Source organism: Streptomyces sp. NPDC093085, from assembly GCF_040683935.1.
Taxonomy (GTDB): Bacteria; Actinomycetota; Actinomycetes; order Streptomycetales; family Streptomycetaceae; genus Streptomyces.
Map to the genome: position 1 here is coordinate 59542 of NZ_JBFBFB010000021.1, position 16072 is coordinate 75613.

Sequence of the window (16072 nt, forward strand, 5' to 3'; positions counted from 1 at the left end):
GGGGCAGCCTGCCAGGCCCGTCCCGTCGCGCGCGATCGGATATCGGATTCGGATATCGCACGCTACGCGCGGGGGGCGGGGGTTCCTCTCCTCGCTCCGTGCCGCAGCACCGCTCCGCGCCGTACCACCGCTCCGTACGGCAGCGCGATCAGCAGCGCCGTCGCGACCAGCGCCGCGCTCGTCCAGAGCGGGCCCAGGGCGGCCAGGGGTGTGGTCAGTGTGGGGGCCGCCAGGAGGGGGCCCGTGGTGGCGCCGGTGTTGAGGGCCGCCGTGGCGTAGGAGCCGGCCATGGTGGGGGCGCCGGGTGCCTCGTACAGGATCCGGGTGATCAGTGTGGAGCCCACCGCGAACGACAGCGCGCCCTGGACGAGGACGAGCCCGAGCAGGGGCCACGGATGCTCGGCGAGTACGGCCAGCGCGGGCCAGCCGAGCAGGAGCAGCGGGCCGCCGGTCGCGAGGGTCCGGCCCGGGTACCGGTCGGCGAGCCGGCCGGCGACCGTGACCCCGGCGAACGAACCCGCCCCGAAGAGCACCAGCGCCACCGGCACCCACAGGTCGCCGAGGCCCGCGGTGCCGGTCACGACGGGGGCGAGGAAGGTGAAGCTCGCGAACGTGGCCGCGTTCACCAGCGCCCCGACCACCATCACCCGCACCAGCCCCGGCCGCCTCAGCTCGGCCAGCTCCGACCTCAGGGAGGGGGAAGTGGACGGGGTCGGGGACGAAGGGGGCTGTGTATGCGGTACGCGTACGGTGGTCGCCGGGATGCCTCGCAGGATGCCCAGCGCCGCCGGGACACAGAGCGCGGCCACCGCCCAGAACGTGGCCCGCCAGCCGAACACCGCCCCCAGCAGCGCGCCCCCGGGGACGCCCGCGATGGTGGCCGCCGTCGTCCCCGACAGCAGTACGGCGAGCGCGCGGCCCTTCCGGTCGGGGGCGACCAGCGTCGCCGCCGCCGTCAGCGCCACGGCGAGGAACCCCGCGTTCGCGAGCGCCGCCACCACCCGTGTCGCGACCAGCAGCGGGAACGACGAGGTCACGGCGGCCACGGCATGGGCGGCCGCGAAGACGCCGACGAAGCCGAGGAGTGCGGACCGCCGGGGCCAGTTGCGGGCGAACCCGGCCATCAGCGGCGCGCCGACGACCATCCCCGCCGCGAAGGCCGAGGTGAGCGTGGCGGACGTACCGACGGTGATGTCCAGGTCGGCGGCGATGGCCGGGAGCAGCCCGGCGAGCATGAACTCCGATGTCCCCATGGCGAACACCGCCAGGGAGAGGAGATAGAGGGGGAAGGGGAGGGGGAGGGACAAGGACAAGGGGAGGCGCATTTCGTGGCTCCGGGGAGGGGCGAGAGGCGAGAGGCGAGAGAGGAAAGGCATCTCGTCACCACGGTCAGCACCCGGAGGAGGAGCGAGCCCGAAAGGAGCGTCTCAGGGGAGGTGCATGGAGCGTCTCACCGGAGGGGCGGCTCGTGCGGCCGTACGCTCGTGCGGCCGTACGCCCGTATCGGCGGTCAGCGATCGGTGATCGGTGATCAGCGTTTACGGGAGGGAGCGGCAGGGGCTGCGGACTCAGGGGTTCCTGGGGCTGACGGTGTGACCGGCAGCCCCCGCTGTGTCCGACTCGGGGCTCGACATACGCGTACCGTACCCGAAACCCCGGCCGGCACCGTTCGGTTCAGCCCCTCACCGGCCCTCACAGGCCCTCACCGGCCTTCACAGGCCGTGCAGTCGTTCCATCTCTCTGCGGTCCCGCTTCGTCGGGCGGCCGGTGCCCCGGTCGCGTACCGGGATCTGCGGGGTCAGTTCGCGGGGCGGGGGCGGCGGACTGTTGTCGACGTAGCACTCCACCGCGACCGGGGCGCCGACCCGCTTGCGTACCGTACGGGAGACCACGACCACCCGGTCCCGGCCCGCGTGGCGCAGGCGGACCTCGTCGCCCGGCTTCACGGCGTACGCGGGCTTGACGCGCTCACCGTTGACACGGACATGGCCCGCGCGGCAGGCGGACGCCGCCTGCGAGCGGGTCTTGGTGAGCCGTACCGACCAGATCCAGGTGTCCACCCTGGCCGTTCCCTCGTCCGCTGATGCCATATGTCGAGGGTACGGGTAGGGGTACGGGTATGGGCCGGGGTTACCGGTACGAGTCGACCGGGTGGTCCGGGGAGAGTAATGCCCGGCGCGCAGGCGAACGCGGGGCGTCGGGATGTCCGCGCCGCTACCCTTCTGCCCGTTGCGTAAACCGCCCCTGCCCCGGATCTCCCGGGGTGGCGGCTAACCTTACGTATCCGCCCTGGCCAGGGATGCGCGTTTCCCCGGTGGCGGACACCCCACCCACCTCATCTGAAAGGCTCGCCCATGGGCATGCGGAGCTTGCTGCGCAAGGTGTTCGGACGCGACCGTGCGGAGGAGCGCACCAGGTCGGCAGCGGCGACAGCACCGGACGCGGCCCAGGACTCGGCCCAGGAGACGACTACGGGGACTGCCTCGGAAGCCTCCTCGGAAACCGCTTCGGATGCCGCCTCGGGGAAGGCTTCGGAGAAGGCTTCTGACGCGGGGTCCGTGTCCGTACCGTCCCAGGCGGACCGTACGGACCGTGCCGACCGTACGGAGAAGGCGTCTTCCGCGCGCAAGTCGCCCGCGACGGCGAACGCCGGGGCCGCGTCGGGTACATCGGGCTCGTCGGGCGCGTCGGGTACGGGTGTGGGGGCCGGGGCCGCCGATCTGGTGGCCGCCGCGTTCGACAAGGCCCGCACCAGCGACACGGAGCAGAGCGTGCCGTCCCAGGCGACGCGCTCCCGCGCGGACGACGAGTCGGCCACCCCTGTCGCTCCGGCCACCCCGACGGTTCCCGCGCAGGCTTCGGCCGAGCCGGAGTTGAAGGAAAAGGAAGAGGTCAAGGAGGAGGAAGAGGTCAAGGAGGAGGCCAAGGAAGGGAGCAAGGCCGAGGAGGTCAAGGCCGCGCCCGCAGAGGAGCCGAAGGCCGAGGTCAAGGCCGAGGCCGAGGAGGGCAAGGCTGCGGAGGTCAAGGCCGCGCCGGTCGTCGAGCCCGAGGCCGAGAAGGCAGAGGCCGCGCCGGTCGCCGTCGCGCCCCCGGCCGAGCCCGCCGCCGTAACCCCGGAAGCTCCCGCGACCCCCGCAACCCCCGCCCCCGAGGCGGACGTTGCCCCCGCCCCGGCCCTCTCCCCTGAGTCCTCCCCCGAGACCCCCGAAACCCCCGAAGCGCCTGGCGCCCCCGACGCCGTCGCCGCCGGCCGTCCCGCCGTCGCGCTCGCGCGGCTCAAGTCCCGGGCCCCCGGCCTCGCCGAGCACTACAAGGCCGCCGGTGCCGCGCTCAGGAAGCGCGGGCTCACCGGGCGCCGCGCCACCGTCTACCTGGTCCTCGACCGCTCCGGTTCCATGCGGCCGTACTTCAAGGACGGCAGCGCCCAGCACCTCGGCGAGCAGGCGCTCGCGCTCGCCGCGCACCTCGACGAGGAGGCGACCGTGCGCGTCGTCTTCTTCTCGACCGAGATCGACGGCACCGGCGAGCTGGGCCTCGACGCGTACGAGGGCCGGATCGACGAACTCCACAACTCCTGTGGCCGCATGGGGCGTACGCATTACGAGCGCGCCGTCGAGGAGATCGTCGCCCGCCACGAGGAGGCCGCCGCGAGCGGTTCCGAGGGGCCCGCGCTGGTGATCTTCCAGACGGACGGCGCGCCCAGCGCCGTACGCGCCGCCGAGCAGGCGTTCGCCCAGGCGGCCCGGGTCCCGGTGTTCTGGCAGATCGTGGCGTTCGGCGAGGAGGACGCCAAGGCGTTCGACTTCGCGCGGCGGCTCGGCGCCGACGAGGCCGCCGCCAACGTCGGCTTCTACGCGGCGGGCCCGGCCCCGAGCGAGGTCGCCGACGCCGCGTTCTACCGCGGCCTGCTCGCTGCGTGGAACCCCGGGGACGCCAACTGACCCCACCGGGTCCACCCCGTCACCCTCGTCCCCCCTGCCTCCCCCGTCTCCCCCGTCACCCCCGTAACGGAACCCACACGCGCCCGGCGGTTCGCCCGAACCGCCGGGCGCCCCCGTTCCCCCGAAACCACCGAGCCCCCCTGGCCCGCCGGTCCCGGCCCCGTCCCGTTCCCGGTCCCTTTCCCGTTCCCGGCCCCGTCCCGGTCCCTTTCCCGTCCACGTCCCGGCCCCGTCCCGTTCCCGGCCCCGTCCCGGCCCCCCGGTCCCCGTCCCGTTCCCGGTCCGGCCCCCGGCCCGCCGGTCCCGGCCCCCGCACCGGTCCCAGCCCCAGTACCCCGCCCCCTCCAGCCCCCAGTCCTCGGCCCCAGCCCCTCCCGCGCCTCACCCCACCGAAACGCGCCGCCCCCGTATCTCCGGCACCTCAGCCTCCGCCGACCCCGCCAGCCCCGCCTGACCCACCTGCCCCGCCGACCCTGCCAGCCCCGCCTGCCCCGCCTGCCCCGCCGACCCGGCCCGTCTCGCCCGCCCCGTCGCCTCCACCGGCTCCCGCGCCGGCCCCCGCAGCGACTCCCGCACCGGCAGCCGCACCGTCACCACCAGGCCGCCGCCCGCGCCGCCCGGTTCCGCGTCCACCGTGCCGCCGTGTGCCTCCGCGATGGACCGTACGATCGAGAGCCCCAGCCCCGCCCCGCGCCCCATCCGGTCCCGGCCCTCGCCCCGCCGGAACGGTTCGAACAGCGCCGGTACGTCCGCCGCCGCCACCTCGGGGCCCGTGTTCCGCACCACCAGCACCGCGCCCGTCACCTCGACGTCCACCGTCCCGCCCGGGACGTTGTACGTGACCGCGTTGGCCAGCAGGTTCCCGACGAGCTGGCCCAGCAGCAGCCGGTTGCCCCGTACCGTCTCCGCGTCCTTCACCGTCAGCGAGACATCGCCGCCGCACCGCACCGTCTCCTCGGCGACCGCCTCGCCCAGGTCGACCGGTTCCAGGTCGTCCACCTCGCGCTCGCTGCGGGCCAGTACCAGCAGCCCCTCGATGAGCTTCTCGCTCCGCCGGTTGTTGTCGAGCAGCGTCTCCTTCGTCCGCGCCAGCTCCTCCGCCGTGCAGGCGTCGTCCAGGCCGACCTGGATCGCGGTGCGCTGCGTCGCCAGCGGGGTGCGCAGTTCGTGGGAGGCGTTGGCGATGAAGCGGCGCTGGCTGTCGAACGCCTTCTGGAGCCGGCCCAGCAGATCGTCCAGGGTGTCGCTCAGCTCCTTCAGTTCGTCGTCCGGGCCGCGCGCGCCGATGCGCTCGTGCAGGGTGCGCTCGGAGAGCCGGCGCGCCTTCGCCGTCATCGCGTGCACCGGGCGGAGCACCCGGCCCGCCGTCCACCACCCCACGCCGACCGCGCACGCCGCCATGACGAGCAGGGCGACGACCGACCAGAAGACCATCTCGTCGGAGGCCGCGTGGGTGACGTTGTCGGCGACCTGGTTGACGGTGTACGGCTCGATCTGCCGCTCGCCGACCAGCCAGGTCACGGAGGGCGGCTGGAGCGCGGGCGACGGCCGGACGGGCCCCACCTGGGCGGGTGTGACCCGGGCGGCGATCTCGGCGGCCTCGGTCTGCGTACCGGCGGTGGAGAGCAGGTTGACGACGGTGAGCAGACCGCCGCCGAGGACCAGGAAGACCCCGCCGTAGACGAGCGCGATCCGGGTACGGATGGTGGAGCCGGAGAGCGGCCTGCGCCACCGCCCGCGCACGCTCCGGTACCACCACGCGCTCACCCTCCGGAACCACCGCGCGCTCACCCTCCGGAGCACCTGGGTGACGGAACCACCGCTTCCGCCCCGCCCGCTGCCGCCCCGTCCCACCACGCGTACCCCGCTCCCGCCCAGCCTCACAGCGCGTACCCCACTCCCTGCACCGTCCTGATCAGCGGCGGATCCCCCAGCTTCGACCGCAGCTTGCTGAGGCAGACCCGTACCGCCCCGGTGAACGGATCCGCGTGCGCGTCCCACGCCCGTTCCAGCAGCTCCTCGGCGGAGACCGGCGCCCCGTCCGCCTCCAGCAGGATCTGGAGCACGGCGAACTCCTTCGGCGACAGGTCCAGCGCCACCCCGTCCCGGGACGCGGTCCGCCGTACGGAGTCGAGCCGCACCCCGTACCGCTCCAGCTGCGGGGGTACGGGGCGGGCGCTGCGGCGGCGCAGGGCGCGCACCCGCGAGACCAGCTCGGGGAAGTCGAAGGGCTTGCCGAGATAGTCGTCGGCGCCCAGGTCGAGCCCCTCGACGCGGTCCTCCAGGGAGGCGGAGGCGGTGAGCATCAGGATCCGCGTACGGGCGGACTGGGCGACCAGCCTGCGGGCGACGTCGTCGCCGTGGACGCGCGGGAGGTCGCGGTCGAGGACGACCACGTCGTAGTCGTGCAGGCCCAGGTAGGCGAGGGCGGCGTCCCCGCTGTAGACGGTGTCGACCGCGAAGCCGGCGCGGCGCAGCCCGGTGGCCACCAGCTCGGCCAGGGCCTCCTCGTCCTCGGCGACCAGTACCCGCATGGTGTCCTCCCCAGAACCTCTCCCCGTGCCCGACTCCGTGCCTGTCCCTGTACGCGAATCCGTGTCTGTCCCCGTACGCGAATCCGTGCCTGTCCCCGCGCGCGAATCCGTGCCTGTCCCCGCGCGCGAATCCGTGCCTGTCCCCGCGCGCGAATCCGTGCCTGTCCCCGCGCCCGGCTCCGCGCCCGTCCCGTCCGCCCCGGCGCCGGTCCCGCCCTCCGGATCCGGAGCCGACTCACGCCCCGGCTTTCCCGCCCCCGTCTCCGCCCCATCGCTCATCCGCTGCCCCGCCTTGTACATGATGCCCATTCCCTCCCAGGATGTGCCTGTCTACCTCCACGGCTGTTTCCGGGAGGTCTCTGCCAGGTCCATGCCAGGTCCATGCCGGAGTTCGCCCCACCCCTTGGGTGAGTGCGGACCGGGGTTTATCGGTGTGAAGGCACCACTCCGGGGCCGATACCATTTCGAGCATGGCGGCCACTGGATCCGAAGAGCAGGGTGGGACGACGTACTACGTCACCACCCCCATTTACTACGTCAACGACGCTCCTCACCTGGGCCACGCCTACACGACCGTCGCAGGCGACGTGCTCTCCCGCTGGCACCGCCAGCGCGGCGAGAAGGTGTGGTTCCTCACCGGCACGGACGAGCACGGTCAGAAGATCATGCGCACCGCGGACGCGAACGGGGTCACCCCGCAGGAGTGGTGCGACAAGCTCGTAGAGGAGGCGTGGAAGCCCCTCTGGGAGCACCTGGACATCGCGAACGACGACTTCATCCGGACCACGGAGAAGCGGCACACGGCCCGGGTGCAGGAGTTCGTGCAGGACCTGTACGACAAGGGCGAGATCTACAAGGGCGGCTACGAGGGCCCGTACTGCGTGGGGTGTGAGGAGTACAAGCTCCCCGGCGACCTCATCGAGGACGAGAACGGCGTCGCGCTCTGCGCCGTCCACAAGAGGCCGGTGGAGATTCTCAAGGAGGAGAACTACTTCTTCAAGCTCGGCGCGTACGGCGAGAAGCTCCTCGCCCACTACGAGGCCAACCCCGGCTTCATCCAGCCCGAGTCGGCCCGCAACGAGGTCGTGAACTTCGTGAAGCAGGGCCTCCAGGACCTGTCGATCTCGCGCTCGACCTTCGACTGGGGCATCCCGGTGCCGTGGGACGAGCAGCACGTGATCTACGTCTGGGTCGACGCCCTGCTCAACTACGCGACGGCGGTCGGCTACGGCGCCAACCAGGAGAAGTTCGACACGACCTTCCCCGCCGACGTCCACCTCGTCGGCAAGGACATCCTCCGCTTCCACGCGATCATCTGGCCCGCCATGCTGATGGCGCAGGGGCTGCCGCTGCCCGGCAAGGTCGCCGCCAACGGCTGGCTGATGGTCGGCGGCGAGAAGATGTCGAAGTCGAACCTGACCGGCATCAAGCCGCAGGACCTGACCTCGCACTTCGGCGTCGACGCCTACCGCTGGTACTTCCTGCGGGCCATCGCCTTCGGGCAGGACGGCTCGTTCTCCTGGGAGGACTTCAGCGCCCGCTACACCTCCGAGCTGGCCAACGACTACGGCAACCTCGCCTCGCGCGTCGCCGCCATGGTCGGCAAGTACTTCGGGGGGACGCTCCCGGCCGACCCCGCCGCCGACGCCCCGGGCGAGGCCGAGCAGGCCGTACGGGACGGGCTGGCGAAGGCCGTCGCGGAGGCGGACCGGAAGATCGGCGAGGAGCTGGACTTCGCGGGCGGGATCGCGGCGGTCTTCGACTTCGTCAAGCAGGTCAACGGCTATCTGACCGAGCAGGAGCCGTGGAAGGTCGCCAAGGACGACTCGGAGGCGGGCCGCGGGCGCCTGGCGACGATCCTCTACACGGCCTCGGAGTCGCTGCGGGCGCTCGCCGTCCTCCTCCACCCGGTGATGCCGGAGACCTCCCGGAAGCTGTGGGACTCGCTCGGCGCCGAGGCGTCCCTGGGCGCCCTCGCCGGCCAGCGGATCCAGGACGCGGGCGCGTGGGGGCTGCTTCCGGCGGGCGCGACGGTCACGAAGGGCGCGGTGCTCTTCCCGCGCCTGGAGGAGCAGCCGACGGCGTAGCACCCCGTACGCAGGTATGCGCCTGTACGCGACAGAGGGCCCCTGCTCAGGCAGGGGCCCTCGTCCGTACGTACCGTACGTGCCTACTCTCCGCAGGCCGTACGTACCTGCTCTCCGCCGGTCAGAGATCCGTACCGTCGTGGGTGGCGTCGGGGTCGACCCCGACCGTGATGGCGCCGACGACGCCGCGCGCCATGGCGTTCTTGCGGTACGTGAGCTTCAGCAGCCCGCCCTGGACGCCGCTCTGGTCGTAGATGGTGTCCTCGGTGAGCGTGGTGCGCTCCGTCGTGCTGGTGGAGTACGGCTCGATCTTCGCCGAGTCGAGGACCGCCGCCTCCTCGAAGAAGAACTGGCCGGTGTGGCAGGTGTGCCCGCCCTCGTACCCGGCGTCGGTCATCTTGCCGCCCACGTGCACCTTGGTGTGGATGTGCACGGCGCGGCCCCGGTACCACCCGGGGAAGACGGTGGTGAACTCGACGAAGCCGTTCCGGTCGGTGAGCCAGGTGCCGCGCAGGTACCGCTTGTCGTCGGTGGGCTCCTGGTGGCCGCCACCGCCGCCGCCCGGACCGCCGGACGGGGGCTCGCCGGTCGGCTCGCCCGTGGGCGCGTCGGTCGGCGCGTCGGTGGGGGCGTCGGTGGGCGGGGTGCCGCCGCCAGGGCCGCCCCCGGTCGAGGAGTCCTCGTAACCGGAGTAGAGCCCCAGCGCGTCACAGTGCCAGATGTCGACGGCCACCCGGGAGAGCGGCTTGCAGCTCTCCGAGTCGATCACCTTGAGGCGGAGGGTCATGGGGATACCCTCCTTGCCCTCCGTGATGTCCTTGCGGATCTTGTCGGCGTCGATGTAGTACGGCCCCTCGGTGGTCTGCGAGGTGAGCCGGTAACAGAGTTCACCGTCCGAGGCCGTGGCCTTGGGGCGGGAGGCGTTGACGGCGTCGGCGGCGCCGGAGGCCGCCTTGTCCTCGCCGGCCGATGCCGTGGTGACGGCCACCGCCGCGATCCCGGTCGCGGCGACGGCCGCCCCGCCCACCAGCACGGAGCGGCGGCGCATCATGTCGCGTTTCTCTGAGGGCTCTTGAGGAACTTGCGGCTCTTGTTTCTCTGTCATGGGCACAGACCGTAGGGAGCCAAGCTGGCAGGGACCTGGGGATGACCTGTGAACCGCACAAGTACGAGCGGGCACCCAACTCCCCTCCGTTCAATGGGAGTTACTTCATCAGCGAATCCTCGTCCCCCATCACCACCACAGGCTCCTTCGCCGGGTCCAGCATGCGCAGCAGCTCCCGCATCCGCTCCCGCTCCACGGCGACGCACGCCTGGGTGGGGCCGCCGTGGTCGACATGGATCCAGATGCCGCCGCCCTTCTCCGTGCCGAGCGGCCGGGTCCAGTCGAGCGGGGTGTTGCCGGGGGACCGGTTGTAGTTGATGGCGACGACGTAGTCGAAGGAACCTTCCAGCGGCTCGCCCTCGAACCCGAAGCCCGAGACGGAGAAGGCCGGTCCCCGGTCGTACGGGAGCCTCGTCCCCGGATCGGCGAGCCTGCCGCCCGCGTCGGTCAGCCCGTACACCCCGATCGGGGAGCGCAGATCGCCCTCGCGGTGGTCGTCGGTCCACCCGTTCAGCGCGTTGTGGGCGGGCCACTCCTCGGTGACGGCCTCCCAGCCGGTGACCGGGTCGCGCTCGTAGACCGTGACGGAGGCGAGGTTGGAGTCACGGTTGATGCCGGTCACCACGACGGCCTGGGCGGCGCCCGGGGGGATCCCGGCGCGGGTGGCGGGGCCGAGGCCGGGGATCGTACGGGGCCCGGTGCGCGCCTCCAGCGGCCCGGAAGCCCCGGTTCCGGCTCCGGATCCGGCTCCGGCACCGGTAGCGGCGCCGGCCCCGCTTCCGCCGCCGTCCTTGCCGTTACGGGAACCGTCGTTACGGGAGCCGTCGTCGCGGGAGCCCGGGTTCCGCTCGCCGGAGTCCGCGTCCCGCACCCCGTCCGAGCGGTCGGCGAGGCCCGCGCAGCCGGTCAGCAGCAGACCGGCGGTGAGCAGCGCGGCACAGAACCCCGCCCTTCCGCGCCCCCTGCGCGCACCGCGATCCCCGCGATCCGCGCGATCTCCGCGAACACCGCGAACACCGCGAACACCGCGAACACCGCGAACCCTACGAACACTGAGCACAGACATGCGTAAGCCTCTCAAGCGGTACATCTCGCCCTCGAAGTCTGCGCCGGTGATCATCGTATGGACGTCCTCCACGCACCCCCGGCGCGTCGCGCCCCAGTTGTCCGCTTTGGAATCCCTGTGTACGGTCGGGCAGAGCATTACTTAAACTTTCAAGGAAAGCTTGCGAGGAAAAGAGCGCCCATGTTCTCCCCCACGAACACCCTGACCGGCTGGTCCACCTCCGCCTCCGCCCCCGACGGCCACCGCGCCCACGCGGCGACACCCGCCGCCTACGACATCGGCCTGCTGCTGCTCCGCCTCGTCCTGGGGCTGACCATGGCGGCGCACGGCGGCCAGAAGCTGTTCGGCTGGTTCGGGGGCGGCGGCGTGGACGGCACCGGCGCGTTCTTCACGTCGAGCGGCTACCCGGCCGGCAAGGCCTTCGCCGTGGTCGCCGGGCTCACCGAGACGGTGGGCGGCCTGGGGCTCGCGCTGGGGCTGCTCACCCCGCTGATGGGCGCGGCGGTGGTCGGCACGATGGTGAACGCCATCGCCGTCAAGGGCACCGGCAGCTTCTTCGCCCCGGCCGGCATCGAGTACGAGCTGCTGCTCACCACGGCCGCCGCCGCCCTCGCCCTCACCGGCCCCGGCCGCATCGCCGTGGACCGCTTCCTCCCCTTCCTCCGCACCCACCGTCTGGCCTACGGAGCGACGGCGGTGGCCCTGGGCCTCGTCACGGCCGCCGTCATCCTGCTGCTCCGCAACTAGCGGCCGTACAGAACGGTCGCACAGCCCGGTCGCACAGCCCGGCCGTACGGGACGGCCGTACGGAACGGCCGCGCCCCGCCCCCGTCGGCGTGACGGAGGCGGGGCGAGGGCAGGACAGGTGGGGCAGGGCGGGTGCCGCGAGCGGCCCGGGGCGCCCGTCGGCCGGGGCCCGGGGCGACGGGCTACTGGGCGGGCTTCTCCTGGGCGGACTTCGCCACCGGCTTGCGGAGGGCGATGTTCAGTTCGCGCAGGCGCGACTCGTCCAGCTCCGTCGGCGCGCCCATCATCAGGTCCTGCGCGTTGCCGTTGAGCGGGAAGGCGATCGTCTCGCGGATGTTCGGCTCGTCGGCGAGCAGCATGACGATCCGGTCCACGCCCGGCGCGATGCCGCCGTGCGGCGGGGCGCCGAGGCGGAAGGCGCGGAGCATGCCCGCGAACTCGTGCTCCACCGTCTCGCGGTCGTACCCGGCGATCTCGAACGCCTTGAGCATCAGCTCGGGCTCGTGGTTGCGGATCGCGCCGGACGAGAGCTCGATGCCGTTGCAGACGATGTCGTACTGCCACGCCAGAACGTCCAGCGGGTCCTTCGACTCCAGGGCCTCCAGACCGCCCTGGGGCATCGAGAACGGGTTGTGCGAGAAGTCGATCTTCCCGGTCTCCTCGTCCTTCTCGTACATCGGGAAGTCGACGATCCAGCAGAACCGGAAGACGTCCTCCTCGAAGTGGCCCGCGCGCTTCGCGGCCTCGACCCGCACCGCGCTCATGATCTTGGAGACCTCGTCGAACTCGCCCGCGCCGAAGAAGACCGCGTGCCCCGGGACCAGGCCCAGCCGCTCCGTGAGGACCTTGACGTCCGTCTCGGTGAGGAACTTGGCGATCGGGCCCGCCAGGGTCCCGTCCTCGCCGACCCGGACCCAGGCCAGCCCCTTCGCGCCGTGCTCGACCGCGTACTCGCCGAGGCCGTCGAAGAACTTGCGGGACTGCCCGGCCGTGTCCGGCACCGGCAGCGCCCGGACGTGCTTGCCCGCGAACGCCTTGAAGCCGGAGTCCGCGAAGACGTCGGAGATGTCGGCCAGTTCGAGCCTGGCCCGCAGGTCGGGCTTGTCGTTGCCGTACTTGAGCATCGACTCGCGGAACGGGATGCGCGGGAACGGCGAGGTGACATGGCGCCCGCCGCCGAACTCCTCGAACAGCTCCGTCATCAGCTTCTCGATCGGCTGGAAGACGTCCTCCTGCTCGACGAAGCTCATCTCGACGTCGAGCTGGTAGAACTCGCCCGGCGAGCGGTCCGCGCGGGCGTCCTCGTCGCGGAAGCAGGGCGCGATCTGGAAGTACCGGTCGAAGCCCGAGATCATCAGGAGCTGCTTGAACTGCTGCGGCGCCTGCGGCAGCGCGTAGAACTTCCCCGGGTTGAGCCGCGAGGGGACGACGAAGTCGCGCGCGCCCTCCGGCGAGGTCGCGGTGAGGATCGGCGTCGCCATCTCGTTGAAGCCGAGCGCCGTCATCTTGTGCCGGATCGCGGAGACCACGGCCGTACGGAGCAGGATGTTCCGGTGCATGCGCTCGCGGCGCAGGTCGAGGAAGCGGTATTCGAGCCGCCGCTCCTCGTTGACGCCGTCCTCCGTGTTGACCGTGAACGGCAGCGGTCCCGCCGCGCCCAGGATCTCCACCTCGGAGACCTCGATCTCGATCTCCCCGGTCGGCAGCTCCGGGTTGACGTTCTCCGCACCGCGCGCGGAGACCGTGCCGTCGATACGGACGACGGTCTCCTTGGTGAGCTTGGCCAGCTCCTCGTTGGCGGCCGTGCCGGGGCGGGCGACGAGCTGCACCAGACCGTAGTGGTCGCGCAGATCGATGAAGAGGATGCCGCCCAGGTCTCGGCGATTGTGCAGCCAGCCGCTCAGCCGGACGTCGGTGCCGACGTCGGAGGCGCGGAGCTGACCGCAGGTGTGGGACCTGTAACGGTGCATCGTCGTTTCATCCAGTCTTGACGGTCGGAGTGGGCAGGGGGCGCGGGGCCCCCGTTCGGCCCTAACAGGCTACCGCCCGGCTCCGACACCACCCTCAGTGGCGTTGACTCCGCACATCTTCATAAAGTGGGACAATGCGAACCGAGGAGATCCTGGCCGCCGTCGGCACCGGCCTGTGGCACTGGGACCTCGCCTCCGGCTCCGTCGTCCTCGACGCCGAGGCCGCCCGGCTCTTCGGCTGGCCCGCCGGGCCCCGTACCACCACGACCGCCGCGATCCGGGCCCGCCTGCACCCCGTCGACTGGGTCGAGGTCGAGAGCGCCGTCAGCCTCGCGCTCGCCGAGTCCACCCTCGCCGAGGTCCGGCTCCGCGTGATGGACGGCGAGAGCCATGTCGTCCGTACGGTACGGAGCCGGGCCAGGCCCCGCGCCCGTACCCACCCCGACGGCACCGAGGACCTCGACATCTTCGGCACTGTCCAGGAAGTCGTCCAGGAAGCCGCCGACGAGGCCGGCCACGAGGTCGCCGACGGCGCCGGGGAGCCGTACCCCGCAGGCACAGGCACAGGCACAGGCACCCGCACCGGCCCGGCCACCGGCGGCTGGAACCGCTCCCGGGAGGCGTTCCTGCTGGACGCGGGGCGCGCGCTCGCCGAGGCGCGCTCCACCAGCGAGGTGCTCCGGGTCGCCGCCACCCTCTCCATGCCCGGCTTCTCCCCCGACGGACAGGCCGTCTTCGGCGTCACGGGGAGCCCCACCGGCCCCGCCTCGGGGCGGCGGCTCCGCATCATCGGGCACCACGGGCACGACCCGGGCGACGTGGTCCCGTTCGAGGAGATGTCCCTGGACACCGCCTACCCGGCCGCCGACGTGGCGAGAACGGGCCGTGCGATCTATCTGGCCGCCCCGGAGTCGTACGCCGAGCGCTACCCCACCACCTGGGAGTACGTACGCCGCTTCGAACGGCGGTCCTGGGCGTTCCTCCCCCTGGTCGTCGCCGGGCGCGTCCTGGGCACCTGGATGGCGGCCTTCAAGCACCCCACGACGTTCTCGCCCGACGTCCGCGCCGTGCTGACGACGGTGGCCCGCATGCTGGCGCAGGCCCTCGCCCGCGCGGGCGTCGCCGAGTCGGAGCGCGAACTGTCGATCGGGCTCCAGCGCGCCATGATGCCCCGGCTGGGCCCGGAGATCCCCGGGATGACGGTGGCGGCGCGGTACGTACCGACCGGCGGCGGGCTCCAGGTGGGCGGCGACTGGTACGACATGATCCCGCTCCCCGACGGCCGGGGCAGCCGTACCGCGGGGGGCAGGTTCGCCCTGGTCATCGGGGACGTCCAGGGCCATGACGTGCACGCCGCCGGGCTGATGGGGCAGCTCAGGATCGCGCTGCGGGCGTACGCCTCGGAGGGGCACCGCCCGGACGCGGTACTCTCCCGGGCCTCCCGCTTCCTCGCCGGGCTCCAGCACCAGCCGGGCGCGGCCACCGGCACCGGCCCCGGCCCCGGCTCGGCCACCGTGCCGGAGCTCCCCATCGGGCCGCGCTTCGCGACCTGCCTCTACCTGGAGGTCGACCCGGAGTCGGGCACCCTCGACATCGCCCGCGCCGGCCACCCGGACCCGGTCATCCGCACGGCCGACGGCACCGCCGTCATCCGCCAGACGGCGGGCGGCCTCCCCCTCGGCATCGAGGCCGACTCCGACTACCCCACGACCCGGCTCCGGCTCGCCCCCGGCGAGGTGCTGATGCTCTGCACGGACGGCCTGATCGAGACGGGCGGCCACGACCTCGCGACCGGGTGGACCCGGCTCCGGCCGGTCCTGGAGGACACCGCCGCCGAGCTGGAGGGGCTGGCGGACGCCCTGATCGAGACCGTCCACGGGCCCGCGTCGCACCGCACCACGGGACCGCTCGCCGACCGCCGCGAGGACGACATCGCGCTTCTGCTGCTCGCCCGGGACCGGGCCGCCCGGTCGGCCCGTACCGCCGCACCCCCCGTCCGCAGCACCGCCCTCACCATCGCCCAGGCCGAACCGGAGCGGATCGCGGGCGCCCGCCGTCAGCTCCGCGAGCTGCTGCACGACTGGGCCGACCCGGAGCAGGTCGACGCGGCCGAGCTGATGGTCTCCGAGATGCTGACCAACGTGCTCGTCCACACGGACGGGGACGCGCTGCTGTTCGCCGAGGCGCGCGGCGCACCGGGCGCGCGCCGGCTGCGCGTCGAGGTCGCCGACACCAGCGACGACCTGCCCCACCGGCGCACCCCCGGCGAACTCGCCTCCAGCGGGCGCGGGCTCGTCCTGCTGGAGCTGCTGGCGGACGCGTGGGGCGTGGACCCGCGCGGCGAGGGCAAGTGCACCTGGTTCCACCTGTACGAGGACACGGCGGGGACAGAGGAAACGGCGGGGACGAGGGATGGCGCGGCGCGCGAGCGGATGTGACCGTATCAGCGGAAAAACATACGCTCTCGCAACACGACACCCTCTTGAGTGGAGAGATGGCCCACCCCCCGCCCCTGCTCTCGCCGCCGCCTCCGCCGCCTCCGTCATCGCGGTCATCGGCGTCGTCCCCGTCGTCCCCGTCGTCCGCGTCGTCCTCGGATTCCCCCCGTCGGCGCCGTTTCCC

General features: G+C 72.6%; 11 protein-coding genes. 4 read left to right on the forward strand and 7 right to left on the reverse strand.

Features of this window, described 5'->3' with window-relative positions; all coding sequences use genetic code 11:
• Positions 1–62 precede the first annotated feature (62 nt).
• Together AB0O07_RS34735 and AB0O07_RS34740 are read right to left on the reverse strand one after the other, a co-directional pair.
• Positions 63–1325: a Cmx/CmrA family chloramphenicol efflux MFS transporter gene (locus AB0O07_RS34735; RefSeq protein WP_365641159.1), complete on the reverse strand. Its 1263-nt coding sequence runs from the start codon at positions 1323–1325 to the stop codon at positions 63–65.
• A 387-nt stretch (positions 1326–1712) separates the two neighbouring features.
• Positions 1713–2090, reverse strand: a complete 378-nt coding sequence (locus AB0O07_RS34740; protein ID WP_365641162.1) for a S4 domain-containing protein — start codon at positions 2088–2090, stop codon at positions 1713–1715.
• A gap of 468 nt (positions 2091–2558) precedes the next feature.
• On the opposite strand from AB0O07_RS34740, the gene AB0O07_RS34745 reads away from it, so the two are divergent.
• Positions 2559–3941 (forward strand): VWA domain-containing protein, encoded by a 1383-nt coding sequence (locus AB0O07_RS34745; protein WP_365641165.1) that lies wholly within the window; start codon positions 2559–2561, stop codon positions 3939–3941.
• Positions 3942–4322: 381 nt separating this feature from the next.
• Here the strand turns inward: AB0O07_RS34745 and AB0O07_RS34750 are convergent, their stop codons facing one another.
• On the reverse strand, positions 4323–5708 hold the full coding sequence (locus tag AB0O07_RS34750) for a HAMP domain-containing sensor histidine kinase (RefSeq protein ID WP_365641168.1): 1386 nt from the start codon (positions 5706–5708) through the stop codon (positions 4323–4325).
• 113 nt (positions 5709–5821) lie between these two features.
• Entirely contained in the window at positions 5822–6475 is a 654-nt protein-coding gene (locus tag AB0O07_RS34755; RefSeq protein WP_365641170.1) for a response regulator transcription factor, read from the reverse strand.
• 470 nt (positions 6476–6945) lie between these two features.
• Between AB0O07_RS34755 and metG the strand changes: the two genes are divergently transcribed.
• Positions 6946–8562 carry a methionine--tRNA ligase gene (metG, locus tag AB0O07_RS34760; protein WP_365641173.1) on the forward strand — a complete coding sequence of 539 codons (1617 nt, stop codon included), beginning with the start codon at positions 6946–6948 and terminating at the stop codon, positions 8560–8562.
• A gap of 121 nt (positions 8563–8683) precedes the next feature.
• Here the strand turns inward: metG and AB0O07_RS34765 are convergent, their stop codons facing one another.
• Together AB0O07_RS34765 and AB0O07_RS34770 are read right to left on the reverse strand one after the other, a co-directional pair.
• Positions 8684–9667 (reverse strand): intradiol ring-cleavage dioxygenase, encoded by a 984-nt coding sequence (locus AB0O07_RS34765; RefSeq protein WP_365641175.1) that lies wholly within the window; start codon positions 9665–9667, stop codon positions 8684–8686.
• Between the two features lie 100 nt (positions 9668–9767).
• Positions 9768–10538, reverse strand: a complete 771-nt coding sequence (locus AB0O07_RS34770; protein WP_365641178.1) for a hypothetical protein — start codon at positions 10536–10538, stop codon at positions 9768–9770.
• Between the two features lie 375 nt (positions 10539–10913).
• On the opposite strand from AB0O07_RS34770, the gene AB0O07_RS34775 reads away from it, so the two are divergent.
• Positions 10914–11480, forward strand: coding sequence for a DoxX family membrane protein (locus tag AB0O07_RS34775; RefSeq protein ID WP_365641180.1), 567 nt, complete (start codon positions 10914–10916; stop codon positions 11478–11480).
• Between the two features lie 182 nt (positions 11481–11662).
• On the opposite strand, the gene aspS is transcribed toward AB0O07_RS34775, so the two are convergent.
• On the reverse strand, positions 11663–13450 hold the full coding sequence (aspS, locus tag AB0O07_RS34780; protein WP_365641183.1) for an aspartate--tRNA ligase: 1788 nt from the start codon (positions 13448–13450) through the stop codon (positions 11663–11665).
• A gap of 134 nt (positions 13451–13584) precedes the next feature.
• Here aspS and AB0O07_RS34785 point away from each other — a divergent pair, with 134 nt between their 5' ends.
• Complete coding sequence (locus tag AB0O07_RS34785) at positions 13585–15888, forward strand: SpoIIE family protein phosphatase (RefSeq protein ID WP_365641186.1); 2304 nt, start codon at positions 13585–13587, stop codon at positions 15886–15888.
• The last annotated feature ends 184 nt before the right edge of the window (positions 15889–16072 follow it).